This is a genomic window from Mycobacterium shigaense, from assembly GCF_002356315.1.
GTDB lineage: Bacteria > Actinomycetota > Actinomycetes > Mycobacteriales > Mycobacteriaceae > Mycobacterium > Mycobacterium shigaense.
In genome coordinates this window covers 4329502-4354588 of record NZ_AP018164.1, presented here as the reverse complement: position 1 = coordinate 4354588, position 25087 = coordinate 4329502, and the positions used below count along the sequence as shown (strand labels likewise).

The 25087-nt window shown below is 67.7% G+C and carries 26 protein-coding genes and 1 tRNA gene; 18 read left to right on the top strand and 9 right to left on the bottom strand.

The genetic code is table 11. From position 1 onward, the window contains the following. From MSG_RS20260 to MSG_RS20250, 3 genes are all read right to left on the bottom strand, one after another. Window positions 1-1590 (bottom strand): acyl-CoA carboxylase subunit beta, encoded by a 1590-nt coding sequence (locus tag MSG_RS20260; protein ID WP_096444697.1) that lies wholly within the window; start codon window positions 1588-1590, stop codon window positions 1-3. 73 nt (window positions 1591-1663) lie between these two features. Continuing rightward, the gene (locus MSG_RS20255; RefSeq protein ID WP_096442411.1) at window positions 1664-2812 is read right to left on the bottom strand and encodes an acyl-CoA dehydrogenase family protein; all 1149 of its coding nucleotides are present in this window, start codon (window positions 2810-2812) and stop codon (window positions 1664-1666) included. Beyond that, window positions 2809-4521 carry an acyclic terpene utilization AtuA family protein gene (locus MSG_RS20250; RefSeq protein WP_096442409.1) on the bottom strand — a complete coding sequence of 571 codons (1713 nt, stop codon included), beginning with the start codon at window positions 4519-4521 and terminating at the stop codon, window positions 2809-2811. Before MSG_RS20250 ends, MSG_RS20255 begins: the two co-directional genes overlap by 4 nt. Window positions 4522-4747: 226 nt before the next feature. On the opposite strand from MSG_RS20250, the gene rpmF reads away from it, so the two are divergent. The 5 genes from rpmF (at window position 4748) to MSG_RS20220 (ending at window position 9433) form a co-directional block, all read left to right on the top strand. Then, window positions 4748-4921 carry a 50S ribosomal protein L32 gene (rpmF, locus tag MSG_RS20245; RefSeq protein WP_096442407.1) on the top strand — a complete coding sequence of 58 codons (174 nt, stop codon included), beginning with the start codon at window positions 4748-4750 and terminating at the stop codon, window positions 4919-4921. A 166-nt stretch (window positions 4922-5087) separates the two neighbouring features. Beyond that, entirely contained in the window at window positions 5088-5774 is a 687-nt protein-coding gene (mprA, locus tag MSG_RS20240; RefSeq protein WP_096444696.1) for a two-component system response regulator MprA, read from the top strand. Further along, on the top strand, window positions 5774-7303 hold the full coding sequence (locus tag MSG_RS20235; RefSeq protein WP_096442405.1) for a HAMP domain-containing sensor histidine kinase: 1530 nt from the start codon (window positions 5774-5776) through the stop codon (window positions 7301-7303). The genes mprA and MSG_RS20235 overlap by 1 nt, the downstream gene beginning before the upstream one ends. A gap of 79 nt (window positions 7304-7382) precedes the next feature. After that, complete coding sequence (locus tag MSG_RS20225) at window positions 7383-8864, top strand: S1C family serine protease (RefSeq protein ID WP_096442403.1); 1482 nt, start codon at window positions 7383-7385, stop codon at window positions 8862-8864. 71 nt (window positions 8865-8935) lie between these two features. Beyond that, window positions 8936-9433, top strand: coding sequence for a MogA/MoaB family molybdenum cofactor biosynthesis protein (locus MSG_RS20220; protein WP_096442401.1), 498 nt, complete (start codon window positions 8936-8938; stop codon window positions 9431-9433). A gap of 12 nt (window positions 9434-9445) precedes the next feature. On the opposite strand, the gene mscL is transcribed toward MSG_RS20220, so the two are convergent. From mscL to MSG_RS20200, 4 genes are all read right to left on the bottom strand, one after another. Then, complete coding sequence (mscL, locus tag MSG_RS20215) at window positions 9446-9895, bottom strand: large-conductance mechanosensitive channel protein MscL (protein WP_096442399.1); 450 nt, start codon at window positions 9893-9895, stop codon at window positions 9446-9448. A 65-nt stretch (window positions 9896-9960) separates the two neighbouring features. Then, on the bottom strand, window positions 9961-10641 hold the full coding sequence (locus MSG_RS20210) for an SAF domain-containing protein (protein ID WP_096442397.1): 681 nt from the start codon (window positions 10639-10641) through the stop codon (window positions 9961-9963). 65 nt (window positions 10642-10706) lie between these two features. After that, the gene (locus MSG_RS20205) at window positions 10707-11045 is read right to left on the bottom strand and encodes an FmdB family zinc ribbon protein (RefSeq protein ID WP_096442395.1); all 339 of its coding nucleotides are present in this window, start codon (window positions 11043-11045) and stop codon (window positions 10707-10709) included. Between the two features lie 73 nt (window positions 11046-11118). Continuing rightward, complete coding sequence (locus tag MSG_RS20200) at window positions 11119-11712, bottom strand: 5-formyltetrahydrofolate cyclo-ligase (protein ID WP_096442394.1); 594 nt, start codon at window positions 11710-11712, stop codon at window positions 11119-11121. Between the two features lie 76 nt (window positions 11713-11788). Between MSG_RS20200 and MSG_RS20195 the strand changes: the two genes are divergently transcribed. The 5 genes from MSG_RS20195 to MSG_RS20175 all read left to right on the top strand — a co-directional run bounded on the left by MSG_RS20195 (window position 11789) and on the right by MSG_RS20175 (window position 16055). Then, window positions 11789-12700 carry a UTP--glucose-1-phosphate uridylyltransferase gene (locus tag MSG_RS20195; protein ID WP_096442392.1) on the top strand — a complete coding sequence of 304 codons (912 nt, stop codon included), beginning with the start codon at window positions 11789-11791 and terminating at the stop codon, window positions 12698-12700. A 43-nt stretch (window positions 12701-12743) separates the two neighbouring features. Further along, window positions 12744-14036, top strand: coding sequence for a molybdotransferase-like divisome protein Glp (gene glp / locus MSG_RS20190; protein ID WP_096442390.1), 1293 nt, complete (start codon window positions 12744-12746; stop codon window positions 14034-14036). Between the two features lie 21 nt (window positions 14037-14057). Further along, window positions 14058-14711 carry a GNAT family N-acetyltransferase gene (locus tag MSG_RS20185; RefSeq protein ID WP_181159251.1) on the top strand — a complete coding sequence of 218 codons (654 nt, stop codon included), beginning with the start codon at window positions 14058-14060 and terminating at the stop codon, window positions 14709-14711. Between the two features lie 189 nt (window positions 14712-14900). Further along, on the top strand, window positions 14901-15938 hold the full coding sequence (gene sepX / locus MSG_RS20180; RefSeq protein ID WP_096442388.1) for a divisome protein SepX/GlpR: 1038 nt from the start codon (window positions 14901-14903) through the stop codon (window positions 15936-15938). Between the two features lie 44 nt (window positions 15939-15982). Continuing rightward, window positions 15983-16055 (top strand) — tRNA-Ala (locus MSG_RS20175). Here MSG_RS20175 and MSG_RS20170 read toward each other — a convergent pair. Then, entirely contained in the window at window positions 16047-16949 is a 903-nt protein-coding gene (locus MSG_RS20170; protein ID WP_096442386.1) for a helix-turn-helix domain-containing protein, read from the bottom strand. The genes MSG_RS20175 and MSG_RS20170 overlap by 9 nt on opposite strands. Window positions 16950-17438: 489 nt before the next feature. Between MSG_RS20170 and MSG_RS20160 the strand changes: the two genes are divergently transcribed. From MSG_RS20160 to MSG_RS20125, 8 genes are all read left to right on the top strand, one after another. Next, window positions 17439-17609 carry a hypothetical protein gene (locus MSG_RS20160; protein ID WP_219845616.1) on the top strand — a complete coding sequence of 57 codons (171 nt, stop codon included), beginning with the start codon at window positions 17439-17441 and terminating at the stop codon, window positions 17607-17609. Window positions 17610-17971: 362 nt separating this feature from the next. Further along, complete coding sequence (locus MSG_RS20155; RefSeq protein WP_162899256.1) at window positions 17972-19297, top strand: sensor domain-containing phosphodiesterase; 1326 nt, start codon at window positions 17972-17974, stop codon at window positions 19295-19297. Window positions 19298-19328: 31 nt separating this feature from the next. After that, window positions 19329-20303 carry an aldo/keto reductase gene (locus MSG_RS20150; RefSeq protein WP_096442383.1) on the top strand — a complete coding sequence of 325 codons (975 nt, stop codon included), beginning with the start codon at window positions 19329-19331 and terminating at the stop codon, window positions 20301-20303. A gap of 84 nt (window positions 20304-20387) precedes the next feature. Then, window positions 20388-21350, top strand: coding sequence for a permease (locus MSG_RS20145; protein WP_096444694.1), 963 nt, complete (start codon window positions 20388-20390; stop codon window positions 21348-21350). Continuing rightward, window positions 21347-22069, top strand: coding sequence for a TIGR03943 family putative permease subunit (locus MSG_RS20140; RefSeq protein WP_096442381.1), 723 nt, complete (start codon window positions 21347-21349; stop codon window positions 22067-22069). The genes MSG_RS20145 and MSG_RS20140 overlap by 4 nt, the downstream gene beginning before the upstream one ends. 61 nt (window positions 22070-22130) lie before the next feature. Further along, window positions 22131-23147, top strand: a complete 1017-nt coding sequence (locus MSG_RS20135) for a GHMP family kinase ATP-binding protein (RefSeq protein WP_096442379.1) — start codon at window positions 22131-22133, stop codon at window positions 23145-23147. After that, window positions 23135-23752, top strand: a complete 618-nt coding sequence (locus MSG_RS20130) for a D-sedoheptulose-7-phosphate isomerase (RefSeq protein WP_181159250.1) — start codon at window positions 23135-23137, stop codon at window positions 23750-23752. The genes MSG_RS20135 and MSG_RS20130 overlap by 13 nt, the downstream gene beginning before the upstream one ends. A 2-nt stretch (window positions 23753-23754) precedes the next feature. Then, complete coding sequence (locus tag MSG_RS20125; protein ID WP_096442375.1) at window positions 23755-24294, top strand: D-glycero-alpha-D-manno-heptose-1,7-bisphosphate 7-phosphatase; 540 nt, start codon at window positions 23755-23757, stop codon at window positions 24292-24294. Here MSG_RS20125 and MSG_RS20120 read toward each other — a convergent pair. Further along, window positions 24281-25048, bottom strand: a complete 768-nt coding sequence (locus tag MSG_RS20120; RefSeq protein WP_096442373.1) for a WecB/TagA/CpsF family glycosyltransferase — start codon at window positions 25046-25048, stop codon at window positions 24281-24283. The genes MSG_RS20125 and MSG_RS20120 overlap by 14 nt on opposite strands. Window positions 25049-25087: the final 39 nt, after the last annotated feature.

Sequence of the window (25087 nt, the reverse complement as noted above, 5' to 3'; positions counted from 1 at the left end):
TCACATCCGGAAGACGCCGAAGTTCGACGTCCCCTTGATCGGGCCATTCGCGATGGCAGACAGACATATTCCCAACACGGTGCGGGTGTCGCGCGGGTCGATGACCCCGTCGTCGTAGAGCATCCCGGACAACACCAGCGGCAGCGACTCGGCCTCGATCTGGCCCTCGACGGCGGCCCGCATCGCGGCGTCGGCGTCCTCGTCGATCTGCTGGCCGCGAGCCTCGGCCGCTGCGCGGCTCACGATGGACAGCACCCCGGCCAGCTGTGCGCCGCCCATCACCGCGGATTTCGCGCTGGGCCAGGCGAACAGGAACCGGGGGTCGTAGGCCCGTCCGCACATGCCGTAGTGGCCCGCGCCGTAGGACGCGCCGATGAGCAGCGAGATGTGCGGAACGGTGGAGTTGGAGACGGCGTTGATCATCATCGATCCGTGCTTGATCATGCCGCCCTCCTCGTAGTCCTTGCCCACCATGTATCCGGTGGTGTTGTGCAGGAACAACAGTGGGGTGTCGTAGCGGTTGGCCAGCTGGATGAATTGAGTGGCTTTCTGGGATTCCTCGCTGAACAGCACGCCGCGGTGGTTGGCCAGGATGCCCAACGGGTAGCCGTGCAGCCGGGCCCAGCCGGTGACCAGTGAAGAGCCATACATCGGCTTGAATTCGTCGAATTCGGAGCCGTCGACGATGCGCGCGATCACCTCACGCGGATCGAACGGGATGCGCAGGTCCGCCGGGACGATGCCGATGAGCTCGTTGGGATCGAAGGCCGGTTCGACGACCGGGCCCGGCGCGGGGCCCCGCTTGACCCAGTTGAGGCGGGCGACGATGCGCCGCCCGATCCGGATGGCGTCGTGCTCGTCGAGTGCGAAGTAGTCACCCAAGCCCGATATGCGGGAATGCATTTCGGCGCCGCCCAGCGATTCGTCGTCGGACTCCTCGCCGGTGGCCATCTTGACCAGCGGGGGACCGGCCAGAAACACCTTGGACCGCTCCTTGATCATCACTACGTGGTCGGACATGCCGGGGATGTAGGCGCCGCCGGCCGTGGAGTTGCCGAACACCAGCGCGATCGTCGGAATACCCGCGGCCGAAAGCCGGGTCAGGTCGCGGAACATCCGGCCGCCGGGGACGAAGATCTCCTTCTGGGTGGGCAGATCGGCGCCGCCGGATTCCACCAGCGAGATCACCGGAAGCCGGTTCTCGAAGGCGATCTGGTTGGCCCGCAGGATCTTCTTCAGCGTCCACGGATTGCTCGTGCCGCCCTTGACCGTGGGGTCGTTGGCGACGATCAGGCATTCCACGCCTTCGACCACACCGATACCGGCGACCGTGCTGGCACCCACCGTGAAGGCGCTGCCCCACGCGGCCAGCGGGCTCAGCTCCAAGAACGGGGAGTCCTGGTCGACCAGCAGCTCGATGCGCTCGCGGGCGGTGAGCTTGCCGCGGGCGTGGTGGCGCTCAACGTATTTGGGGCCGCCGCCCGCCAAAGCGTTGGCGAACTCGGCGCCGATCTCCTCGAGCTTGGTCGTCGTCGCCTCAGCCGCGTCGAGGTAGGTGGCGGCGTGCGGGTCGAGCGTGGACTTCAACACGGTCACAGCCACCGCCGACGATGGGGTAGCTCCGGCGTGCGGGTGACGGAACGATGAAAAGTAGGCGGTGAAATCATGATTGATACCCCAGGGTCTTGGCGGCCAGCGCGGTGAGGATTTCGGTGGTTCCGCCGCCGATGCCGAGGATCCTCATGTCCCGGTATTGGCGTTCGACTTCGGATTCGGACATGTAACCCAGGCCGCCGAACAGCTGAACGGCCTGGTTAGCAACCCATTCGCCGGCTTCCACCGCGGTGTTCTTGGCGAAGCACACCTCGGCGATCAGGTTGGTCTCGCCGGCGATCTGGCGCTCGACCACGTGCCGCGAATAGACGCGGGCCACGTCGATGCGGCGGGCCATCTCGGACAGTGTGTTCTGCACCGACTGGCGCGAGATCAGCGGGCGGCCGAAGGTATCCCGGTCGCGGCACCACTGGGCGGTGATGTCCAGACAGCGTTGTGCGCTCGAATATGCCTGCGCGGCAAGGCCGATGCGTTCCGAGACGAATGCCTGAGCGATCTGGAAGAAGCCGCTGTTCTCGGCGCCGATCAGGTTTGCCGCCGGCACCCGCACGTCGGTGTAGGACAACTCGGCGGTGTCCGAGGAGCGCCAGCCCATCTTGTCGAGCTTGCGGCTGACCTCGAAGCCCGGCGTGCCCTTCTCGACGACGATCAGCGAAACTCCAGCGGCGCCAGGGCCGCCCGTGCGTGCGGCGGTCACGACGTAGTCGGCGCGCACCCCGGAGGTGATGTAGGTCTTGGCGCCGTTGAGCACGTACTGGTCGCCGTCCCGCACCGCGGACGTCCGCAGATGCCCGACATCCGAGCCGCCGCCGGGCTCGGTGATGGCCAGCGATCCGATCAGCTCGCCGGCCAGCGTCGGCCGAACGAACTTCTCGATCAGCCGCTGATCGCCGGAGCCGATCATGTGGGGCACCGCGATGCCGCAGGTGAACAGCGACGCGAAGACGCCGCCCGGGGCGCCGGCCTGGTGGAACTCCTCGCAGATGATGACCGAGTCGGCGCCGTCCCCGCCGCCGCCCCCGGCTGCTTCGGGCAGGCCCGCGCCCAGCAGTCCGGCCGCCCCGGCGCGCCGGTGCAGCTCGCGCGGCAGGGTGCCGCTGCGTTCCCACTCGGCGGCGTGGGGCAGGATCTCGCGTTCGGTGAACGAGCGCACCGTCTTTCGCAGCTGATCGCGCTCGGGGGTGGTCCAGATACTCATAACAGGCTTTCCGGGATGTCGACGTACCGGCTGCGCAGCCACTCGCCCAACCCCTTCGCCTGGGGATCGAACCGCGCTTGGTAGGCGACGCCCTGGCCGAGGATGCCCTCGATGACGAAGTTCACCGCGCGCAGATTGGGCAGCACGTGGCGGGTGACTTCCAGCTCCGCCGCCTCCGGCAGCAGCTCCTTGAGCAGGTCGACGGTCACTGTGTTGGCCAGCCAACGCCATTGGTCCTCGGTGCGGACCCACACCCCGATGTTGGCCGACCCGCCCTTGTCGCCGCTGCGGGCGCCGGCGATGGAGCCCAGTGGTGCACGCCGGGTCGGCCCGTCTGGCAGCGGTTGCGGCAACGACGGGTCGGTGGCGGGCTGCAACGCCAATGTATCGGTGGCGCAAGCGATGTCGACCCGGGTGCCGTCGACGTGCACGGCGACGTGCCGCACCGTGGTGGCGTCGACGTAGCCCGCGGTGAACACGCCGTAGACCTGACCCTCGCCTGGCGGGGCCGTCACATGAAAGCCCGGATAACTGGCCAACGCCAATTCGACTGCAGCCGAGGAGAATTGGCGACCGACGTTGGCCGGATCGGGGTCGCGGACCACGCAGCGCAGCAGTGCGCTTGCCCCTTCCTCGGTGTCGGCGTCGGCATGATCGGTGCGGGCCAGTGTCCATTCCAGCTCGGCAGGCTTGACGGTGAGTCCCGCTTCGAGTTGGCGGCGCACCAGCTCGGCCTTGGCCTCGATATCCAGGCCGGTCAGCACGAACGTCATCGCATTGCGGAAGCCGCCGATGCTGTTGAGCGACACCTTCAGCGTGGGCGGCGGCGGTTCGCCGACCACTCCACCGATGCGCACCCGGTCCGGGCCGTCGGGCGACAGCTCGATGGTGTCCATCCGCGCCGTGACGTCCGGGTTGGCGTAGCGGGCGCCGGTGATCTCGTAGAGCAGCTGCGCGGTGACGGTGTCGACACTGACTAGCCCGCCGGTGCCGGGGTGTTTGGTGATCACCGACGAGCCGTCGGCGTACACCTCGGCCAGCGGGAAGCCCGCGTAGGACAGGTCGGGCACTTCCGTGAAGAACGCATAGTTGCCGCCGGTGGCCTGCACGCCGCATTCGATGACGTGACCGGCGACCACCGCCCCGGCGAGCTCGTCGTAGTCGGTGCGGCCCCAGCCGAAGTGCGCGGCTGCCGCCCCGACGATCACCGACGCGTCGGTGACCCGCCCGGTGACGACGACGTCGGCCCCGGCGTTCAGGCAGTCGACGATGCCCCAGGCGCCCAGGTAGGCGTTGGCCGTCAGCGGCGCGCCCAGCCCGAGCTCCGCCGCGCGGGGCTGCAGGTCGTCGCCCTCCACGTGAGCGATGCCAGCGTGGATACCCAGCCGCTCGGTCAGCGCGCGGATCGCGGCGGCCAGCCCGGCTGGGTTGAGGCCCCCGGCGTTAGCGACGATGCGCACCCCACGGTCGCGGGCCTCGCCCAGGCAGTCCTCGAGCTGAGTCAAAAAGGTCTTGGCGTAGCCGCGCTCGGGATGCTTCATCTTGTCCCGGCCCAGGATGAGCATGGTGAGCTCGGCCAGGTAATCGCCGGTGAGGTAGTCCACCTCGCCGCCGGTGAGCATCTCGCGCATCGCCGACAGCCGGTCGCCGTAGAAACCCGAGCAATTCGCGATCCGGACAGCACCGGACCGCCCAGAGGCAGAGGCCATCGACGCCCTCCATTCGGGAATTACCGGTGCTCGACCAACCAACCACCCGGTAGGTTAGCGGGTACCGCCGGTGTCACGTCAAGAATGCCCGCCCCGGCGCCGCTGGCATAGCCGCGCAGGCCGTTTTGGTCGGCGGCAGGCCAGCGACTATTCTTAAGGGCAATCGTCGCCGTTTGGTACAGAGCGACCACCACCGAAGCCCCACACCAAGGAGTTAGGCCCGACCATGGCCACACCCAAGCGCAGGATGTCGCGCTCGAACACCCGAAGCCGCCGTGCGCAGTGGAAGGCCACCAAGACCGAGCTCGTCGGCGTGAACGTGGCAGGCCAGAAGCACAAAGTGCCCCGGCGGCTACTCAAGGCGGCTCGGCTGGGGCTGATCGATCTGGACAAGCGCTAACGGCGCGAGCCCCTTGGGGCCGCTTTGCATCGCGGTGGCGGTGGGTCGGTTCCGGCGGGCACCCGCACCGCGTCGACCCCCCTGCTGTTGACGGATATGACCAGATCGCTGCACCACCGGCGCGCCTCTCAGGCCGCTCTCAGGCCCTAGGACGAAACTAGTGGCCGTGCGAATACTTGTCGTCGACGACGATCGCGCGGTGCGCGAGTCGCTCCGCCGGTCGCTTTCGTTCAATGGCTATTCAGTCGAGCTGGCCCACGACGGGGTCGAGGCGCTCGAAAAGGTGGCCAGCGATCGGCCCGACGCGCTCGTCCTGGATGTGATGATGCCGCGGCTGGACGGACTCGAGGTGTGTCGTCAGCTCCGCAGCACCGGCGACGACCTGCCGATCCTGGTGCTGACGGCGCGCGATTCGGTCTCCGAGCGGGTCGCCGGCCTGGACGCCGGCGCCGACGACTACCTGCCGAAGCCGTTCGCCCTCGAAGAGCTGCTGGCCCGGATGCGGGCCCTGCTGCGGCGCACCAAGCCCGACGACGACGCCGAATCGGTCGCGATGAAGTTCTCCGACCTGACGCTGGACCCGGTGACCCGTGAGGTCACCCGCGGCGAACGCCGAATCAGCTTGACCCGCACCGAATTCTCGTTGCTCGAGATGCTGATCGCCAACCCGCGGCGGGTGCTCACGCGCAGCCGCATCCTCGAAGAGGTGTGGGGCTTCGACTTTCCCACCTCCGGCAACGCGCTCGAGGTGTACGTCGGATACTTGCGGCGCAAGACCGAGGCCGACGGCGAGCCGCGGCTGATCCACACCGTGCGCGGCGTCGGATACGTCTTGCGGGAGACGCCTCCTTGATGATCCGGTTCCAACGACGCCGGCGCGCACCGCTGCGAGCCCCGAGCTCGTTGTCGCTGCGGTGGCGGGTGATGCTGCTGGCGATGTCGATGGTGGCCATGGTCGTGGTGCTGATGGCGTTCGCCGTCTACGCGGTGATTTCCGCCGCGCTGTACAGCGACATCGACAACCAACTGCAGAGCCGGGCGCAGCTGCTGATCGCCAGCGGCTCGCTGGCCGCCGACCCCGGCAAGGCCATCGAGGGCACCGCGTATTCCGACGTCAACGCGATGCTGGTGAATCCGGGGCACTCGATCTACACCGCCCAACAGCACGGTCAGACATTGCCGGTCGGTCCGCCCGAGAAGGCGGTCATCCACGGCGATCTGTTCATGTCGCGGCGCACCGCCGGGGATCAACGCATCCTTGCCATCCATCTGCCCAACGGCAGCTCACTTTTGATCTCCAAGAGTCTGAAGCCGACCGAAGCGGTGATGACCAAACTGCGCTGGGTGCTGCTGTTCGTCGGCGGCATCGGCGTTGCCGTCGCCGCGGTGGCCGGCGGCATGGTCACCCGCGCCGGGCTGCGACCCGTCGCGCGGTTGACCGAAGCGGCCGAACGGGTTGCGCGCACCGATGACCTGCGGCCCATTCCGGTGTTCGGTAGTGACGAATTAGCAAGGCTCACTGAGGCTTTCAATCTGATGCTGCGGGCGCTGGCCGAATCCCGGGAACGGCAGGCGCGGCTGGTCACCGACGCCGGGCACGAACTGCGCACCCCGCTGACCTCGTTGCGGACCAACGTCGAACTGTTGATGGCGTCGATGGAACCGGGGGCGCCGCGGCTGCCCGAGCAGGAGATGGTGGGCCTGCGCGCCGACGTGCTGGCGCAGATCGAGGAATTGTCCACTCTGGTGGGTGATCTGGTCGACCTCAGCCGCGACGACGCCGGCACGGTGGTGCACGAGCAGGTCGACATGTCCGAGGTGATCGACCGGACGTTGGAGCGAGTCAGGCGGCGGCGCAACGACATTCATTTTGATCTGGACGTGATCGGGTGGCAGGTCTACGGCGATGCGGCCGGGTTGTCCCGCGCGGTCCTCAACCTGATGGACAACGCGGCCAAGTGGAGCCCGCCGGGCGGCCACGTCGGGGTCAGGCTGCGGCAGCTCGACCCGTCGCACGCCGAGCTGGTGGTCTCGGACCAGGGACCTGGCATTCCGCCGCACGAGCGCGGGCTGGTGTTCGAGCGGTTTTACCGCTCCACTACCGCGCGGGCCCTGCCCGGATCGGGCCTGGGGTTGGCGATCGTCAAGCAGGTCGTGCTCAAGCACGGCGGGCTGCTTCGCGTCGAAGACACCGTTTCGGGCGGTCAGCCCCCCGGAACGTCGATCTATGTGTTGCTCCCCGGCCGGCTGATTCCGGCTCCCGCCTACCCGGCGACCGACGAAGACAAGACCGCCGTCGTACCCACGACCGGCAACGCGGCGAACTCTCGGGAATCGGCGAACGTTATCTCAGTGGACTCTCAGTCCGCGCGCGCAAGGTAGTTGCAGTTACTGTTGGTTCGAGCCGAGTCGAGCCGACACCATGTGAAGTACCGAAGTAGAGGAAGAGCGACTTAGCGACATGACGAATGACCCGAGGTATTCGCCACCGCCGCAGCAGCCGGGATACCGCAGTGCGCCTAACCAGCCTGCGCCGCCCGCCTACTCGCAGGGCCAACAGCCATACAACCAGCCATTCGACTGGCGCTATCAGCCATCCCAGCAACCGACGCAGTCGGCGCGGGCGAATCAGTACCGGCGGCCCTACGAGCCGTTCGGCGCCACCGGCCCCGTCGCCGGGGGCACCGGCGCGGGTCCGATCCCCGGCGCTACCGGCGCGGGCCCGATTCCCGGCGGCAGCGGCCCCGTCCCGCTCTTCCCTCCGCCCGCACCCGAAAAGCGTTCTCGCGCAGGATTATTGGTGGCGGGCGCGGTAGCGATCGCGGTGGTTTCGGCCGGTATCGGCGGCGCTGCGGCCACGGTAGTCGAGCTGGGTACGCACGTCGGCAGCGGCAGCGGTGGCCGGGTGATCGGCGCCGCTCCCAGCGTCCCGGCGGCCAACATGCCCCCGGGCAGCGTCGAGCAGGTCGCGTCCAAGGTGGTGCCCAGCGTCGTCATGCTGGAGACCGACATCGGCCGCGCCTCCGAAGAGGGCTCCGGGGTCGTGCTGTCGGCAGACGGGCTGATTCTGACCAACAACCACGTCATCGCCGCCGCCGCCCCGCAGAAAGCTCCGCCGCCGGGTGGCCCCGGCGGTGCTCCGGGCGGACCGGGTGGGCAGGGCGGCCCCGGCGGCCCGGCACCGAAAACGACGGTGACCTTCTCCGACGGCCGGACCGCGCCCTTCACCGTGGTCGGCGCCGACCCCACCAGCGACATCGCGGTGATCAAGGTGCAGGGCGTCAACGGCCTGAACCCCATCTCCCTGGGCTCCTCGTCGGACCTCAAGGTCGGCCAGCCGGTGGTGGCGATCGGATCGCCGCTGGGCTTGTCCGGCACGGTGACCACCGGCATCATCAGCGCACTGAACCGGCCGGTGTCCACCACGGGTGAGTCGGGCAACCAGAACACGGTGCTGGACGCGATTCAGACCGACGCCGCGATCAACCCGGGTAACTCCGGGGGCGCGCTGGTCAACATGAGCGGGCAGCTGGTGGGCATCAACTCGGCGATCGCCACGTTGGGCGCGGACTCGCCCGACGCCCAGAGCGGTTCCATCGGTTTGGGTTTCGCGATTCCGGTCGACCAGGCCAAGCGCATCGCCGACGAACTGATCAGCAGCGGCAAGGCGTCGCACGCCTCGCTGGGCGTGCAGGTCACCAGTGACAAGAGCACCCCGGGGGCCAAGGTCGTCGACGTCATCCAGGGCGGCGCGGCCGCGGGCGCCGGCGTGCCCAAAAACGTCGTCGTCACCAAGGTCGACGACCGCCCGATCAACAGCGCCGACGCGTTGGTGGCCGCCGTGCGGTCCAAGGCTCCCGGCGACAAGGTGTCGTTGACCTACGTCGATCCCGGGGGCGGCAGCCGCACCGTGCAGGTCACCCTGGGTAAGGCGGATCAGTGATGAGAGTCAACGAACCTCTCAACGAGGCTCTCAACGAGCCACTGTCAGAACTCGGATATACGGTTGCACCCATGGAAACGGGTGTGGAACTAGTCGTCGGCCGGGCTCTAGTCGTGGTGGTCGACGACCGCACCGCGCACGGGGACGAGGACCACAGCGGCCCGTTGGTCACCGAGCTGCTCACCGAGGCGGGGTTCGTCGTCGACGGTGTGGTGGCGGTCTCCGCCGACGAGGTCGAGATCCGCAACGCGCTGAACACGGCGGTGATCGGTGGCGTGGACCTGGTGGTGTCGGTCGGCGGTACCGGCGTCACGCCGCGTGATGTCACGCCGGAGGCGACCGTCGAAATCCTGGATCGCGAGATTCTCGGCATCGCCGAGGCCATTCGCGCCTCCGGGCTATCCGCGGGGATCGTCGACGCCGGGTTGTCCCGCGGGCTGGCCGGGGTGTCCGGCAGCACGCTGGTGGTCAACCTCGCCGGTTCCCGCTACGCGGTGCGCGACGGCATGGCGACGCTGAATCCGCTTGCGGCGCAAATCATCGGGCAGTTGTCCAGCCTCGAGATCTGATCCGACGGGTCGTTACGCGTCCGCGCGCGGCCCGTGCGCCGGCGGGGGCGTGGTGGCCACCACGCCGTGCCGGCCGGGGGTTTCACCGTTGGTTTGCGCCAGTAGGTCACGGATCTCGGTGAGCAGGACGACCTGAGCGTCGTCGGCCTGCTCGACCTCACCCTGCTTGCGCAGCCTGCTGTAGGGCAGCACGACCAGGAAGTACACCACCGCCGCGACGAGGATGAAGTTGACGGCCGCCGACACCAGGATGTTCAGGTCGATCGTCTGGCCGCCGCCGATGCCGATCTTCAAGATCCCGACATCGGACTTCTCGTTGACGCCGATCCGATTGATCAGCGGAGTGATGATGCTGTCGGTGAATTTGGTGACCAACGCGGTGAAGGCGGTACCGATGACCACCGCGACGGACAGATCGACGATATTGCCGCGGGAAAGAAACTCTTTGAATCCCTTGAGCATCCGAATGTCCTTTCTGGGTCGGCGAGAGTTTGCTGCATCCCTCGTCGAGAACAGCGGCCGGGAACTCAGTGCAGGGTGAGGGATACTCGCTGACCCAACACCGAGCCCGCCACCGTGTTCGCCACGCGAGCCGACAGCGCAACCAAGACTACGCGGTCACCGTCGGCGGCCTGCACTTTTTGCTTGGCCGACACGAGGACAATGACGGCGTCGGTCGCCACCACCTTGCCGACGGGTGCCTTGCCGGGATCCGCCTCGGTGTTCGGCGCGGCCAGCACGTCGACGACGTCGCCGACCCGGACCAGGTCGATCAGCGCACCGTCGACCAGGTGCAGCGGCACGATCCGCGCGCCGGGCCCCGCCTTCGATCCGATCGCGGCGTCGGCCAACCGGCTGTTCAGCAGCCGCACATCGGTCAACACCTCGCCGCGACGCGCCGGGCCAGTGAGCGTTGAGCCGACAACGGCGGCCAGGTCGTCCCGAGATCCGTCGGGAAGTGTTGCCGTCAAACGCTTTTCGAGATGCACATCGTCCGGGGACAGGGCGGCGCCAGGGGTGAGGTCGCGCGTGGCCACCACGACGTCGGCGCGATCTCCGTCGGGATTCGACCGCAGCACTGCGCCCGCGGCCAGCAGCACCAGCGCTCCCGCGGCTACGCGGCGGGCCAACACGGTGCGGGTCCAATCCGGGCGCAGCAGTGTCGATGCCCGGTTGAGTAGCGTCGGATTCAGTGATGGTTCACGCACGGCGCTACGGTAGGCGGCGAACGCCGCCGGGGACGGCGGTCAGGGATGTGGGTGTGGATAACCCGCTAGCTCGAGGTGGCCGCGGCGGACGCGGTGGAGCTGCTGCTCGACTTCTCGCTCGACGCGGACTTGTCGCTCGAACTCGAACTCTCGCCGGAGCCCGACTTCTCGCTGGAGCCCGAATCCTTGCTGGCGGAGCCGTTGGTGGCACTGGATTTCTTGCCCGACTCGCGGCTGTCGGTGCGGTAGAAGCCGCTGCCCTTGAACACGACGCCGACGGAATTGAAGAGCTTGCGCAACCGGCCCGAGCACTTCTCGCAGGTGGTCAGGGCGTCGTCGGTGAAGGACTGCACGACATCGAAGCGGTTGTCGCATTCAGTGCACGCGTAGCTGTAGGTCGGCACGAAAAACCTCCGTGAGATAAGTCTTGTTAGCACTCTACCGTGCCCGAGTGCTAAAACGAGCGGGGAAGCGGTCTCATTCCCCCGGCGGCAGGGCGATCATCCCACGCCGCGGGGTCAGCACGTGCGTCATCGGCACATCGTGCGGGTCAGCGGGCAGCTCGTCGACCAGCTCGTCGTCGCGCACCATCGCGACCAGGCGCGCGGACGGGCTTCTGCCGTCCAGCGAGCGGTCGTAGAAGCCGCCGCCGCGGCCCAGCCGCACCCCGCGGCGGTCGACCGCGAGCGCCGGCACCACGACCAACTCGGCTTCGACCAGCGCGGACTCCGGCAGCCAGGGTTCGGGCGGCTCGAGCAGGCCATACCGGCCGCGGACGAGCTCGCCCGGCCGGTACGGGCTCCAGCGCAGCCGCATCGGGACGTCGTCCGGCGTGGTGCGCGCAACCGGCAGCAGCACGCGTCCGGCGCGGCGCAGCAACAGGTCCAGGATTTCGATGGACCCGGGCTCGCTGCCCACCGGTACGTAGGCGCACACGGTGCTGCCGCTGCTCACGGCGCGCTCCAAGTGGTCGCCGAGCATGCGGGCCTCGGCGGCCCGGACCGCGTCGGCAACGCCGCTGCGGGCGGCGAGCAGCTGTTCCCGCAACGCGGCCTTGGTCGCGATTGCCATGCGTCAACGATGACAGCATGGGTATTCGGCCTGCCATACACCGTCGGCAAACCCTATGAGCGATATGGTGTGAACGATGTCACGACCAGAAGACATACCGATCCCCTACACGGCGATCGTGCCTGCGGCCGGTCTGGGCACCCGTTTCCTGCCAGCGACCAAGACCGTGCCCAAGGAGCTGCTGCCCGTCGTCGACACGCCCGGTATCGAGCTGGTCGCCGCGGAGGCCGCTGCGGCTGGTGCCGAGCGCCTGGTGATCATCACCTCCGAGGGCAAGGACGGCGTCGTCGCCCACTTCGTCCAGGACCTGGTGCTGGAGGGCACGCTCGAAGCCCGCGGCAAGCACGCCATGCTGGCCAAGGTGCGCCGCGCCCCGGCCCTGATCAAGGTCGAGTCGGTGGTGCAGGCCGAGCCGCTCGGGCTGGGCCACGCCATCGGTTGCGTGGAGTCCACCCTGACGCCCGACGAGGACGCCGTCATGGTGCTGCTGCCCGACGACCTGGTGCTGCCGACGGGCGTGCTCGAGACGATGGCGAAGGTGCGCGCCGAGCACGGCGGCACGGTGCTGTGCGCCATCGAGGTCGCGCCCGAAGAGATCAGCGCCTACGGCGTTTTCGACGTCGACCCGGTTCCCGGCGGCGACTCCGACGTGCTGAAGGTCAAGGGCATGGTCGAAAAGCCGAAGGCTGAAGACGCGCCGTCGATCTATGCTGCGGCGGGCCGCTACGTGCTCGACCGAGCCGTCTTCGACGCGCTGCGGCGCATCGAGCGCGGCGCCGGCGGTGAGGTTCAGCTGACCGACGCGATCGCGCTGCTGATCGACGAGGGCCACCCGGTGCATGTCGTCGTGCATCACGGATCTCGACACGACTTGGGAAATCCCGGCGGCTACCTCAAGGCTGCGGTTGACTTTGCATTGGATCGTGACGACTATGGCCCGGATTTGCGGCGATGGTTGGTGGCGCGATTGGGCCTGACCGAGCAGTAGCCGGGCTCCGCGCGGCGAGTGTTCGAGGCAGGAAGGCGCGGTTGTGCGTTCGGTGGAGGAGCAACAAGCCCGGATAACGGCCGCCGCGGTAGCGCCGCGGCCGATCAGGGTGGCCATAGCCGAGGCGCAAGGCTTGATGTGCGCCGAAGAAGTCGTGACCGAACGGCCGCTGCCCGGGTTCGACCAGGCGGCGATCGATGGTTACGCCGTGCGCAGTGTCGACGTGCTGGGTGTCGGCGAGGTCAGCGGCGAGCCCGTCTACGACGAGGCCGGAGAGCCGATTGTCGACGAGGATGCCCCGGACGGGCTAGTCCTGCCGGTGATGGGAACGATCGAGGCCGGTGCGCGCACGCCCAGCCGGCTGCAGCCCCGGCAGGCCGCACGGGTGCAGACCGGGGCCCCGTTGCCCACGCTGGCCGACGCGGTGTTGCCGCTGAAGTGGACCGACGGCGGCACGTCCAAGGTGCGGATCCTGCGCGGGGCGCCGTCGGGCGCCTACGTGCGGCGCGCCGGGGACGACGTGCAGCCGGGCGACGTCGCGGTGCGGGCGGGCACGATCATCGGTGCCGCGCAGGTGGGCCTGCTTGCGGCGGTCGGCCGGGAACGGGTGTTGGTGCATCCGCGGCCCCGCGTGTCGATCATGGTCATCGGCGGTGAACTGGTGGACATTTCGCGCACCCCCGGCAACGGGCAGGTCTACGACGTCAACTCCTACGCGCTGGCCGCGGCGGCCCGTGACGCCGGAGCGGAAGTCAACCGTATCGGCATCGTGTCCAACAACCCGCAAGAGCTGGGCGAGATCGTCGAAGGGCAGATCAACCGTGCCGAGGTCCTGGTGATCGCCGGCGGCGTCGGGGGCGCGGCCGCCGAGGCGGTCCGCGGCGTGCTCTCCGGGCTCGGCGAGCTGGAAGTGGTCCGGGTCGCGATGCATCCCGGATCGGTCCAGGGCTTCGGGCAGCTGGGGCGCGACGGCGTGCCGACCTTCCTGCTGCCCTCGAATCCGGTCAGCGCGCTGGTGGTCTTCGAGGTGATGGTCCGGCCGCTGATCCGGCTGTCGCTGGGCAAGCGCCAGCCGCTGCGGCGCATCGTGCAGGCCCGCACGCTCTCGCCCATCACGTCGGTGGCCGGGCGCAAGGGCTACCTGCGCGGCCAGCTGATGCGTGATCAGGACACCGGCGAGTACCTGGTGCAGGCGCTCGGCGGGGCACCCGGGGCGTCGTCGCATCTGCTGGCGACCCTTGCCGAGGCCAATTGCCTGGTTGTGGTTCCCACCGGGGCGGAGCAGATTCGTACCGGTGAGATCGTCGACGTCGCCTTCCTGGCTCAGCGCGGCTGAGCGACACGGCTGCGCACTCCGGTGAATTTCCTGCGCACCAGCGCCCGGCATCCCGGCTGGCCCATGAGTGTTGGGCCGCTGCGGGTTTCGGCGGGAGTGATCCGGCTGCGGCCCGTGCGGATGCGTGACGGCGCGCAGTGGAGCCGCACCCGGTTGGCCGACCGCGCGCACCTCGAGCCGTGGGAGCCCAGCTCCGAGGGCGACTGGACGGTGCGGCACACGCCGGCGGCCTGGCCGGCGTTGTGTTCGGGGTTGCGGGCCGAGGCGCGCAGCGGCCGCATGCTGCCCTACGTGATCGAACTCGACGGGTGCTATTGCGGGCAGTTGACCATCGGCAACGTCACCCACGGGGCGCTGCGCTCGGCGTGGATCGGCTACTGGGTGCCCAGCTCGGCGACCGGCGGCGGCGTGGCGACCGGCGCGTTGGCGCTCGGGCTCGACCACTGCTTCGGGCCGGTGCGCCTGCATCGGGTGGAGGCGACCGTGCGCCCGGAAAACGCCGCTAGCCGTGCGGTATTGGGCAAGGTCGGGTTTCGCGAGGAGGGCCTGCTGCGCCGCTACCTCGAGGTCGACCGGGCGTGGCGCGACCACCTGCTGATGGCCATCACCGTCGAGGAGGTGTACGGGTCGGTCGCATCGACGCTGGTGCGGACCGGGCACGCCAGCTGGGTCTGACGGGTAACCGCCTGCTCCAACCCGCCGCCGTGGGGAAATCGCAATAAATATGTGGCTAACGTGACATATGTGGCGTGTGATGCTTGATTGAGGCAAATTACAGGTGTGTAATTGCGCTGGTCACAGGTCCCGGCCACGCAGGTCAACCATCGGCCTCGCAGGGATCCAGGCCAGAAGGAGCAGGTCATCATGCCCAGCATCCCGCAGTCATTGTTGTGGATCTCGCTCGTGGTGCTCTGGCTGTTCGTGCTGGTGCCGATGCTGATCAGCAAACGCGACGCGGTCCGGCGCACCAGCGATGTCGCCCTGGCCAGCCGAGTGCTCAACGGAGGCGCCAATGCGCGCCTGCTCAAGCGCACCGGGCCGGCCTCGGGCCATCGCAGCGATCCGGACTGGCGGCCCGAGGAAGACTCAGCCGACGATGAGCTGGACGAAGCCCAGGACGACTCTGAAGACGACGTTGACCACGAGCCCGACACCGTAGAGCAGCCCGCGCACGCGGTGGTGATGCGGATTGCCGTGGCAGAAACGACCGAGCCCGACTACCTCGACGTGGACGTCGTCGAGGATTCCGCGGCCCTGCCGGCCGGGGTCAGCGGCGTGGTGCCCGAGCCGGTGATGGACGAAGTCGACGAGGCCGCCGAGGACGAGCACGACGGCGCCGACGAGGACGCCGACCTGGCCGACCTGGCCGACCGCTACGAGTACGTCGAGGACTCGTCCGGTCTGGAGCCCGAGGCCGAGCAGGACGACGACGTCAACACGAATGCCTTCGTCGCGGCTCGGTCCCGGAGGCGACGCTTCGACACCACGCACGCCGCCGCCATCGATGCCAAGAAGTACGCCGCGCGTAAGCGCGTGCTGATGGTGCTGGCCGTCATTTTGGTCGGGACGGCGACCGCCGCCTTCGAGATCAGCCCGAGCGCCTGGTGGGCCTGCGGCGGCGCCACTTTCGTGACCCTCATCTACCTCGGTTACCTGCGCCGGCAGACGCGGATCGAGGAAAAGATTCGCCGCCGCCGGGCGCAGCGGATGGCACGCGCGCGGCTCGGCGTGGAGAACGCGCGCGACCGCCAGTACGACGTGGTGCCGTCGCGCCTGCGGCGCCCCGGCGCGGTGGTCCTGGAGATCGACGACGAGGACCCCATCTTCGAGCACCTGGACTACGCGATGCCGCAGCAGCACTTCGGCTGGTCCAGGGAACTGCCGCGGGCCGTGGGCCAGTAGCGCGTAATGGTCCGGCGCCGGAACTGGTAGCCTGCTAGCGATCAGGGGCTATGGCGCAGTTGGTAGCGCGACTCGTTCGCATCGAGTAGGTCAGGGGTTCGATTCCCCTTAGCTCCACTTAGTTTGTGACTGACGTTCATCGGTTACGGCCGGGGTCTGGGTTTTCTGGCGTAGTCGTTCGTAGGGTGTGGCGTCGTCAACGACGACGCCGTCCAGGAGGGCGTAGAACTCTTCAGCATCGATGCGGTGGGATCGCTCCACTTTGCCGTTCAGGCGCGGGGTTCGCGGCTTGATGTAACGGTGGCCGACGCCTTTGTTGAGGACGTGGTAGTGGAAGGCTGATTGGAATTCGGCGCCGTTGTCTGTCTGGATGATCTGCACCGGGAAGGGCAGTCGCTCGAGCATGTAGTCGACGAACTGGATTGCGGTTTTCTGATCGCAACGTAGGTAGATGCGCAGCACGCGTAGTCGGGTGCAGTCGTCGATTGCGGTGAACTGGTAGTGCTTGGTGCGCCGGCCGACGGCGGGCGGGGCGGCGTTCTTCAGTGGCTCAACGAATTTGACGTCGATTTGGACTTGATGTCCGGGCAGCTGCTTTTCGTAGCGTGTCCATCGTTTGTCGAGTCGTTTGTAGCGCTGGGAGGCCGGTAGGCGATTGAGGTCGAGGCTCTTGAGGATGCGCCAGACGCCGGATTGGGACACCTCCACGTCGTGGTATCGCTTGAAATACATCGCGATCTTGGCGGGTCCGAAATGGTAATTCTGCCTCAGGTAGAGGATCTTGCCGACGACATCGACATGGGTGGCGTTGGGGCTGTGATGCGGTCGTCGCGAGAGATCACGCAGCCCGTCAATGCTCTGCTCCTGGTAGCGCCTTAGCCATCGGTAGTAGACCGGCCGGCTGATCCCGTAATAGCGGCACGTCATAGCCACGTTGCCGGTCACTTCTTCGGCGTGGCGGATAATCGCCAATCGGCGACGGACCTCGCGTGGCAGTAGCGGTTCGCTCATGCAGGTCTCCTAGTGCTCAGAGACCCGGACTGTCAACGATGTCCGTCAGTTTTAGAAGGACGGGCAGCGGTGGAGCAAGTCCGGAGCACGCGAAAATCGCGAAGGCTTCGGCACCGGATCTGTTCGGCTCATCATTGGCTCCGTTGGAGCCTGCCCCCTTCGTCGTCAAATACAAGTACAAGTGCGCAACAGCGACGTGTAGGGGGTCACGAGCAGAAGGTTCTGGATTGGGAGGCTGGGCAGGGCGGCCGAAAGTGGTTGCGTGACTGCGGCGATCGCCCCCGTGCCCGTGCGGCGATGCTGACGAAATGGCGCGATGAGATGCTCGCGACCGCCAATGATGTCCACTTACGTCGGAAACCAGAACGCTCGACATTGGATATTTTCCGTCCTCGGGGTGTGGTGGCCGAAGATCGAGAACGCTCTGTTCTAGATGTGCACCACAACAGCATTCGGGCGATTCTTTAGCAAGCGATCGATGATGACGTTGTGCTGGAGATCATCGACATGGCCGATCCGCCAGGGCATCTGGTGCTGGGTTCGGATGCCCTCCGGCTGATCGGCGAGGCCAGGGCTGCCGTCGATGAAGATATTCGGAGATGGGACGCCCTTTCTCGCAGTACGGATTTCGACGACCGTGTGCAACCCGCCACCAGCTAGGGTCCTGCGTCGGTCGCACCCGCCGCCGCAGGCGGGTACTTGCCGGCAACACAGCTCGGAGACCATGATGAAGCGTCTTTCTCAGCAGAGCTCGACCGCCCCGACGAAATGGTCGCCTATATCCAGCCGTGAGATCGTCGCACGAATCGCGAGCCCATTTGATGACTCAACAAATGGCTTCCGTAGCCTTCGCACTTACGAATCGAAACAGGCGGCGTTGAGCCGGATATATGGAGGCCCTCACGCCGGATTGGCGAGTATTTTCAGAAGGCCCTGGCGCTATTACGATGCAGCTTCTCAGAGGGTAATGAGAAATGCTGCTAACCCGCGCGTTAGTAGTCACCGGCGTAGCGTATCCTGCATTGAGAATTTCCCAGATTGTCGTGCTTGAGGCGGGCGAAGTGGAGAGGTTGGTTCAGGCGCTTACTGCGCTGACGGATCCAGTCTCGTTGATGAGCCGCATTGCTGAGCAGACCTGTACGCTAATGCCCAACGCCGATGGAGCGGCGGTTACGTTACTTCATGCCTCCGACAAGACGTACGTGACGGTTGCTGGGTACGGTGTGCTTGCGGCTGCGCCGGGTTTCCAGGTGCCGCAGCTCAGCAGCTTGCAGGGCCTCGCTGCACGGGAGAAGCGACCGAAGCTGATCGATGACGCGCAGACAGACCCGCGACTGTCCTCGGCTGTCCGTGCCGCGAATCGGCACTGGGACACTCGGTCGTGGGTGCTCATTCCGCTGATGCACAACGAGGACCCGATCGGCTCCCTGCTGATGGTTGCCAGGGCCCCCAATGCATTCGATATCACCGATGTCGACCTGATGCTCGAGATCGGAGAGTTCGTTTCTGCGTTGACCTACGTCATCGCCGGCGGCGACGAGTCGGGGCAGCACGCCATCACGGCACACTTCGCTACCTCGGTGATGTTGCCCGAAGCAGTAAAGGCCAAAGGGCTGAACGATCGACTGGACGCACTGCTGGCGCAGCCGGAAGCCGTCAGCGCCGTCTTCCAGCCCATCGTGCACCTGGAAAGTGGTGGGACGGTCGCGTACGAAGGGTTGACGCGTTTTCCTCCGTCCGAATTGACCCCAACGCAGTGGTTCAGCGCCGCCCGGCACCTGGGCCGGGGTCTCGAGTTAGAACATTTGGCGTTGTGCACCATTCTCAGTGCTGCTCGCCGAATCCCGAGTGAGGGTCCCGTCGCGGTCAACCTCAGTCCGAGCGCCGCGCTGGACCCCGCGATTCATGAATTGCTGATAACCCAGGACCGGGCGATGATCGTCGAAATCACCGAGCATGAGCCTTTCCCCGATGACCTCGCCGCGGGTCTGACATGGTTGCGAGATCGCGGCATAGGCCTGGCAGTCGACGATGCCGGAGCAGGCTATGCCAGCTTCACCCAACTGCTGCGGCTACGTCCAGACATCATCAAGATCGACGGAGAGTTGACCATCGGCATCGACGGCGATCCTGCCAAACGCGCACTTGTCTCCGCGCTGAACACGCTGGCGACCGAGCTGCACGCCAACACAGTGGCCGAAGCCGTGGAGACAGTCAGCCAGTTACAGACGCTGGCCGGCCTCGGTGTCGGGTACGGTCAAGGCTTCTACTTGGGACGACCGCGACGAAATTCACGCATTCGATGCCATTCCTGCGACTTTGTTACCGAGTTTCCCAAAGGGTCATGACCCGACTCGGGCGTTGTAATGTCATCGCTTAATGAGTACCCGTGAGCTCGGGCGCACCGGCATCCACGTCTCGCCCATCGGCCTGGGCTGCATGCAGTTTTCGGCGTCGGGAATCCTGTCCGGATTCTTCTCGCCGATGTCGCAGCAGGAAGCCGACGTCATCGTCAAGACCGCGCTGGACGGCGGCATCACGCTGTTCGACACCGCCGAGCTGTACGGGCGCGGCGAATCGGAGCGACGCCTGGCGTCCGGACTGGTCCACGCCGGCGTCGCGCCCGGGCAGGCGGTGGTGGCCACCAAGTGGCGTCCGATCGGGCGAACGGCGGCCAGCGTCGGGCGCACCATCGGCGACCGGATCGCGGCGCTGGAACCGTTTCCCATCGATCTGCATCAGATCCACTTCGGTTTCGGCGGCCTTTCGCCGGTGCCGAAGCAACTCGAGGCGATGGCACAGCTGGCGCAAGCCGGCAAGATTCGTTCGGTCGGCGTCAGCAATTTCACGGCGAAGCAGATGGCCTCCGCCCATGCATTACTGGCCCAGCACGGAATCCCGTTGGTGTCCAACCAGGTTCAGATCAACCTGCTGAACAGAACAGTGGAGTTCAACGGCATCCTGGACACGGCCCGGGGCCTGGGCATCAGCCTGATCGCCTACTCGCCGCTGCGCAGCGGGATGCTGACCGGCAAGTTCCACGACAACCGCGATCTCGTCGCGGCCATGCCTCGGCTGCGCCGAACGGTGCACGGCTTCACCGCCAACAATCTCGACCGCACCACACCGCTGATCGACGCGATGCGCGAGATCGCCGCCGCGCACCAGGCGACGGTCGGGCAGGTGGCACTGGCCTGGCTGATCACGAACTACGGCGATACGGTCATCGCGATCCCGGGCGCATCCAAGCCGCACCACGCCGCCGAGGCCGCGGGGGCGATGAACGTCGCGCTCACCGCCGATGAAACACGACGGCTCACCGAGTTGTCCGGCGCAATCCGCAAGCGCGCCTAGCCGAGTGCACCCAGCCGCGGCGGGCACAATGGCCGGGTGACTGCAAACGACGGCGCCGCCGCGCGCGGGCTGCGCGTGGGATCGATGGAGATCCTGGTCGTCGGTTTGGTGACGTTTGCGCTGGCCGGGACCTGGTTGCGCGGCGTGGTGACCCGCAACGACACGCTGGCCACCGCCGGGACCGTGTTCTGCGGCGTGTTCGTCCAGGCGCTGCCCTTTCTGGGACTCGGCGTGGTGGTCAGTGGCCTGATCGCGGTGTTCGTGCCGCCCGAGCGGCTGGTGCGTTGGCTGCCGCGGCGCGCCCCGGCGGCGGTGCTGGCCGCGGGCGTCGCGGGTGCGGCGCTGCCTGGCTGCGAGTGCGGCTCGGTGCCGGTGGCGCGGCGGTTGTTCGGCGACGGCGGCGCGGTGGGCGCGGCGGCGTTGACGTTCATGCTGGCCGCTCCCGCGATCAACCCGGTCGTGGTGGTCGCGACGGCCGTCGCCTTCCCCGCTCAGCCGAAGATGGTCATCGCCCGGGTGGGCGCTTCGCTGCTGACCGCGGTGGTGATGGGCTGGCTGTGGTCGCGGTGGGGTCGCCCCGAATGGATCACGCGCCGGCTGCCGCCGCACGACTCGCACGGCCCCGGCGAGCGATCGAAGGCGGCGGTGTTCTGCGAGGTCGCCAGGCACGACTTTCTGCAGGCGGCAGCGTATTTGGTCGTCGGCGCCGCCGCGGCCGCCGCATTGCACGTGCTGGTGCCGCCCAAGGTGTTCGAACACGTCGGCGCGCACCTGATCGTCGGCGTCCTCGTGATGGCGACGTTGGCGGTGGTGCTGGCGGTGTGCTCGGAGGCCGACGCATTCGTGGCCTCCAGCCTGACGATGGTCCCGCTCGTCCCGCGGCTGGTGTTCATGGTGGTGGGCCCGGCCGTCGACGTGAAGCTGCTGGCCATGCAGTCCGGGATGTTCGGGCGGGGGTTCGCGGCGCGGTTCGCCCCGGCCACATTCGTCGTCGCCGTCGCGGCGGCGAGCGGGGTCGGCGTGCTGTTGCTGGGTGGCCCGCGGTGAGCCGCGAGACCGAGAACACGCTGCTGTTGCTGACCGGCCTGAGCGTCGGGCTGATTGCGATCACCGGCGCGTTCACCCGCTACGTCAAGCCGTCGCTGTTGCCCTGGCTGGCGCTGACCGCCGTGCTGCTGGTCAGCCTTGCGCTGGTGTCGATCATCGGGGACATCCGCCGCGGCGGCCCGCGGAAACCAGACGCACACCGCGACGACGGACACCGCCACCGCGGCGGCATCGTGTGGTTACTGGTGGTGCCCATCGTCGTGCTGATCTTCGTCACGCCACCGGCGCTGCGGCCCCAAGCCGCCACCGGATCGGTGAGCAATGTTTCCAATGACATTCTGCGCGAAGCGTTTCCACCGCTGCCGCCCGGACCGGTCCCCGAAGTTTCGCTGCCCGAGGTGCTGATGCGCGCGGCCAACGACAGCGCGGGATCGCTGAACAACCGGACGATCACCGTCACCGGGTTCGCGCTCAACGAGCCCGGCGGCATGGATCTCGGCCGCATCGTCATCATCTGTTGTGCCGCCGACGCCCAACTGGCCCGCATCCACCTGCGCGACACCGCCGGCCACAGTCCGTTCAAGTTCACCGACAACACCTGGCTGCGGGTGGAGGGCATCGTGACTCCCGCCGAGCGGCAACCCCATACGCCGTCGATCCCGACGCTGCGGGCCGTCACCGTCACGCCCGTTCCCGCCCCGGCAAACCAGTACGCGTAAGCTCTGTCGAGTCGGCCGAAAACCGACAAAACTGCTGGTGAGCCTGTTAGTGTTGGCCCCCATGGTCAGGCCCCGAATCCGCGCACGCGCACCGCTGCGGATCTCATTCGCGGGAGGCGGCACCGACGTCGCGCCCTTCCCGGAACTCGAAGGCGGCTGCGTCCTGTCGGCGACCATCGACCGCTACGCCTATGGATCGCTGACCCCGCGGACCGATCGCCGGGTGAGCATCGAGTCGGTGGACTTCAAGACCACCCACGAGATGACGCTCGACAGCGAGATTCTGTACGACGGCAGTCTCGACCTGATCAAGGCCGCCGTGCGGCGGTTCGGCCGGGAGGGTACGGACGGCTACGACCTGGTGCTGCGGTCGAGCGCGCCGCCCGGCTCCGGGCTGGGTTCCTCGTCGACGATGATGGTGGCGCTCACCGGCCTGCTCGCCGAGCACTACCGCGCGCCGATGGGGGAGTACGAGACGGCGCGGCTGGCGTGCGCCATCGAACGCGAGGACCTCGGCATCGCCGGCGGCCTGCAGGACATGTACGCGGCGACGTTCGGCGGGTTCAATTTCATCGAGTTCACCGACCGGGTGATCGTCAATCCGCTGCGTATCCGCGACGAGATCGCCTTCGAGCTCGAGCTCAGCCTGCTGCTGTGCTACACGGGCATCACGCGGGACTCCGCGCGCGTGATCGAGGACCAAACCCGCCGCGCGACAACGGGTGCCGACGACACGCTGGCCGGGCTGCGGGCGCAGAAGGAGCTGGCGGTGGCCATGAAGGCCGCGCTGCTGACGGGCAAGCTGAACGATTTCGGCGCCCTGCTCGGCGAGGCGTGGACCCAGAAGAAGCGCATGTCGCCCTACATCACCAACGAGCGCATCGACGAGCTCTACGACCTGGCCCTGCGCACCGGCGCGCTCGGCGGCAAGATCACCGGCGCCGGCGGTGGTGGCTACATCCTGCTGTTCTGCGACTTCACCAAGAAGCATCGCCTCATCGAAGCCCTCGAGGGCGCCGGTGCCGCGATCACCGAATTCGCTTTCGAGAGCAAGGGATTGACCACATGGCAGGCATGAGCCGCTCGGACGTCGTCGCGCCGAGCGTGGATACGGTCCAGGCCAGGCTGGCCGACACGATCGCCGTCAAGCAACAGATGCAGTCGGGCGACTTCGCCGAGCAGACCGTGGCAGTGGCGCGCGTGATGATCCGCGCGCTGCGCGCCGACGGGAAGGTGATCTTCTTCGGCAACGGTGGGTCCGCACAGGATGCGGGGCATCTGGCCGCCGAACTGATGGGCCGCTTCGCTTTTGACCGCCCGGGGCTGTCCGCGATCAGCCTGCCCGACGCCACCGCGGCAATAACCGCGATCGGCAACGACTACTCCTACGACGAGGTGTTCGCCCGCCAGGTGCTCGCCGCCGGGCGCCCGGGAGACGTCGTGGTCGGCCTCACCACGTCGGGTAATTCACCCAATGTCGTTCGCGCGCTCGAGGCCGCGGGCCAGGCGGGGATGACGACCGTGACGCTCACCGGCGCCGGCGGCGGCAAGGTCGCCGAGGTGGCCGAGATCTGCATCCGGGTGCCCAGCGAGGACACCGGACGGATTCAGGAGGCATGCCTGCACCTGGGCCACACCATCTGTGAGATGGTCGAGGCTGCCCTGTTCGCGCGCCCCTCCTGAGGATGGACCTGACCACCATCCGCACGGTCTTTTTGGACCGGGACGGGACGATCAACGTCAAAGCCCCCGAGGGCGAATACATCCGAACGCCTGAGGAATTGGTGCTGTTACCCGGCGCGGCCAAGGCGATGGCCGCCCTCAATGCGGCCGGCGTGCGCACGATCCTGGTGACCAACCAGCGCTGGCTGTCGACACCGTCGGCCGATCCGGCGCGCTTTGCCGCAGTGCAGAAGCGGCTCGAGGAATTATTGGCCGCCGAAGGCGCCTGGCTCGACGCGGCTTACCACTGCCCGCATGCGGCGGGCAGCTGCGACTGCCGGAAACCCATGGCCGGCATGCTGTTACGCGCGGCCCAAGACCACGGCCTGGAACTGTCCGAGTCGGTCATGATCGGCGACAGCCGGGCCGACGTGCAGGCGGGCCGAGCGGCCGGTGCCGCGACCATCCTGCTCGGACCCGGTGGCGCGGGGGCACCCGACGCGGACATCGTGGCCGCCGACTTGGCGGCGGCCGTGCGGCTGATCGTGCCTAGCGTCGCGTAAACCGTTGCACGACTGAGCGAATCACCAGGGCGAGCGCAAACGGGAGATCGTCGCGCAGGTAGCGGCCAGCCAGCCGCCGCGGCTCGAGCAGCAGCCGGTGCAGCCATTCTAATCCGAGCCGTTGCATCAGTCCGGGCGCCCGGCGCACCGCTCCGGCGGTCATCGCGATGCCGCCGCCACACGCCAGGCACCAGGCGCCGGGCAGCTCCCGGCGCAGCAGTTCGATGAGCCGCTCCTGGCGGGGAAAGCCCAAGCCGACGAAGACCAGATCGGGCGCCGCTGCGGCGACGGCTGCGACCGCCTGCCGCGTCCCGCCCCGCGTGTCGTCGAACCCGAACTCCGGTGACAGGGTGCCCGCGACCCGCAGCGTGGCGAACTGTGCGGCCAGGGCCGCGGCCGCGCGATCCGGTATCCCGGCGGCGCCGCCGAGGATGTAGACCGACTTGCCGTCGGCGGCGGCCGCCGCGCTCAACGGCAAGATCAGCGACGAGCCGGCGACCCGCTCCGGCAGCGCCTCGCCCCTGAGCCGCGCCGCCCACACCAGGGGCATCCCGTCGGCCACCACAAACGACCCCCGGGACACCAGATCGGCCAGCGCGATGTCGCGGCTCGCCGCCAGGGCCACGTCGACGTTAACTGGGATGATCGATCCGCCTTCGCCGGCCGCCCAGGCCTTGCGCACGCCCTCGACGACCTCGCCCTCGGTCACCGCATCGAAACAGAGATCACCCACCCGGATCCTGGTTGGCCGCATGCCTTGGATTCTCACCGGATCGGCCCCGATATTTCCACG

Coding starts and splice junctions, on each gene's coding strand:
- MSG_RS20255 (WP_096442411.1), bottom strand. CDS start 2,812: ATGAGTATCTGGACCACCCCCGAGCGCGATCAGCTGCGAAAGACGGTG.
- MSG_RS20250 (WP_096442409.1), bottom strand. CDS start 4,521: ATGGCCTCTGCCTCTGGGCGGTCCGGTGCTGTCCGGATCGCGAATTGC.
- rpmF (WP_096442407.1), top strand. CDS start 4,748: ATGGCCACACCCAAGCGCAGGATGTCGCGCTCGAACACCCGAAGCCGC.
- MSG_RS20235 (WP_096442405.1), top strand. CDS start 5,774: ATGATCCGGTTCCAACGACGCCGGCGCGCACCGCTGCGAGCCCCGAGC.
- MSG_RS20225 (WP_096442403.1), top strand. CDS start 7,383: ATGACGAATGACCCGAGGTATTCGCCACCGCCGCAGCAGCCGGGATAC.
- MSG_RS20220 (WP_096442401.1), top strand. CDS start 8,936: ATGGAAACGGGTGTGGAACTAGTCGTCGGCCGGGCTCTAGTCGTGGTG.
- mscL (WP_096442399.1), bottom strand. CDS start 9,895: ATGCTCAAGGGATTCAAAGAGTTTCTTTCCCGCGGCAATATCGTCGAT.
- MSG_RS20200 (WP_096442394.1), bottom strand. CDS start 11,712: ATGGCAATCGCGACCAAGGCCGCGTTGCGGGAACAGCTGCTCGCCGCC.
- MSG_RS20195 (WP_096442392.1), top strand. CDS start 11,789: ATGTCACGACCAGAAGACATACCGATCCCCTACACGGCGATCGTGCCT.
- sepX (WP_096442388.1), top strand. CDS start 14,901: ATGCCCAGCATCCCGCAGTCATTGTTGTGGATCTCGCTCGTGGTGCTC.
- MSG_RS20170 (WP_096442386.1), bottom strand. CDS start 16,949: ATGAGCGAACCGCTACTGCCACGCGAGGTCCGTCGCCGATTGGCGATT.
- MSG_RS20150 (WP_096442383.1), top strand. CDS start 19,329: ATGAGTACCCGTGAGCTCGGGCGCACCGGCATCCACGTCTCGCCCATC.
- MSG_RS20145 (WP_096444694.1), top strand. CDS start 20,388: ATGGAGATCCTGGTCGTCGGTTTGGTGACGTTTGCGCTGGCCGGGACC.
- MSG_RS20135 (WP_096442379.1), top strand. CDS start 22,131: ATGGTCAGGCCCCGAATCCGCGCACGCGCACCGCTGCGGATCTCATTC.
- MSG_RS20130 (WP_181159250.1), top strand. CDS start 23,135: ATGGCAGGCATGAGCCGCTCGGACGTCGTCGCGCCGAGCGTGGATACG.
- MSG_RS20125 (WP_096442375.1), top strand. CDS start 23,755: ATGGACCTGACCACCATCCGCACGGTCTTTTTGGACCGGGACGGGACG.
- MSG_RS20120 (WP_096442373.1), bottom strand. CDS start 25,048: ATGCGGCCAACCAGGATCCGGGTGGGTGATCTCTGTTTCGATGCGGTG.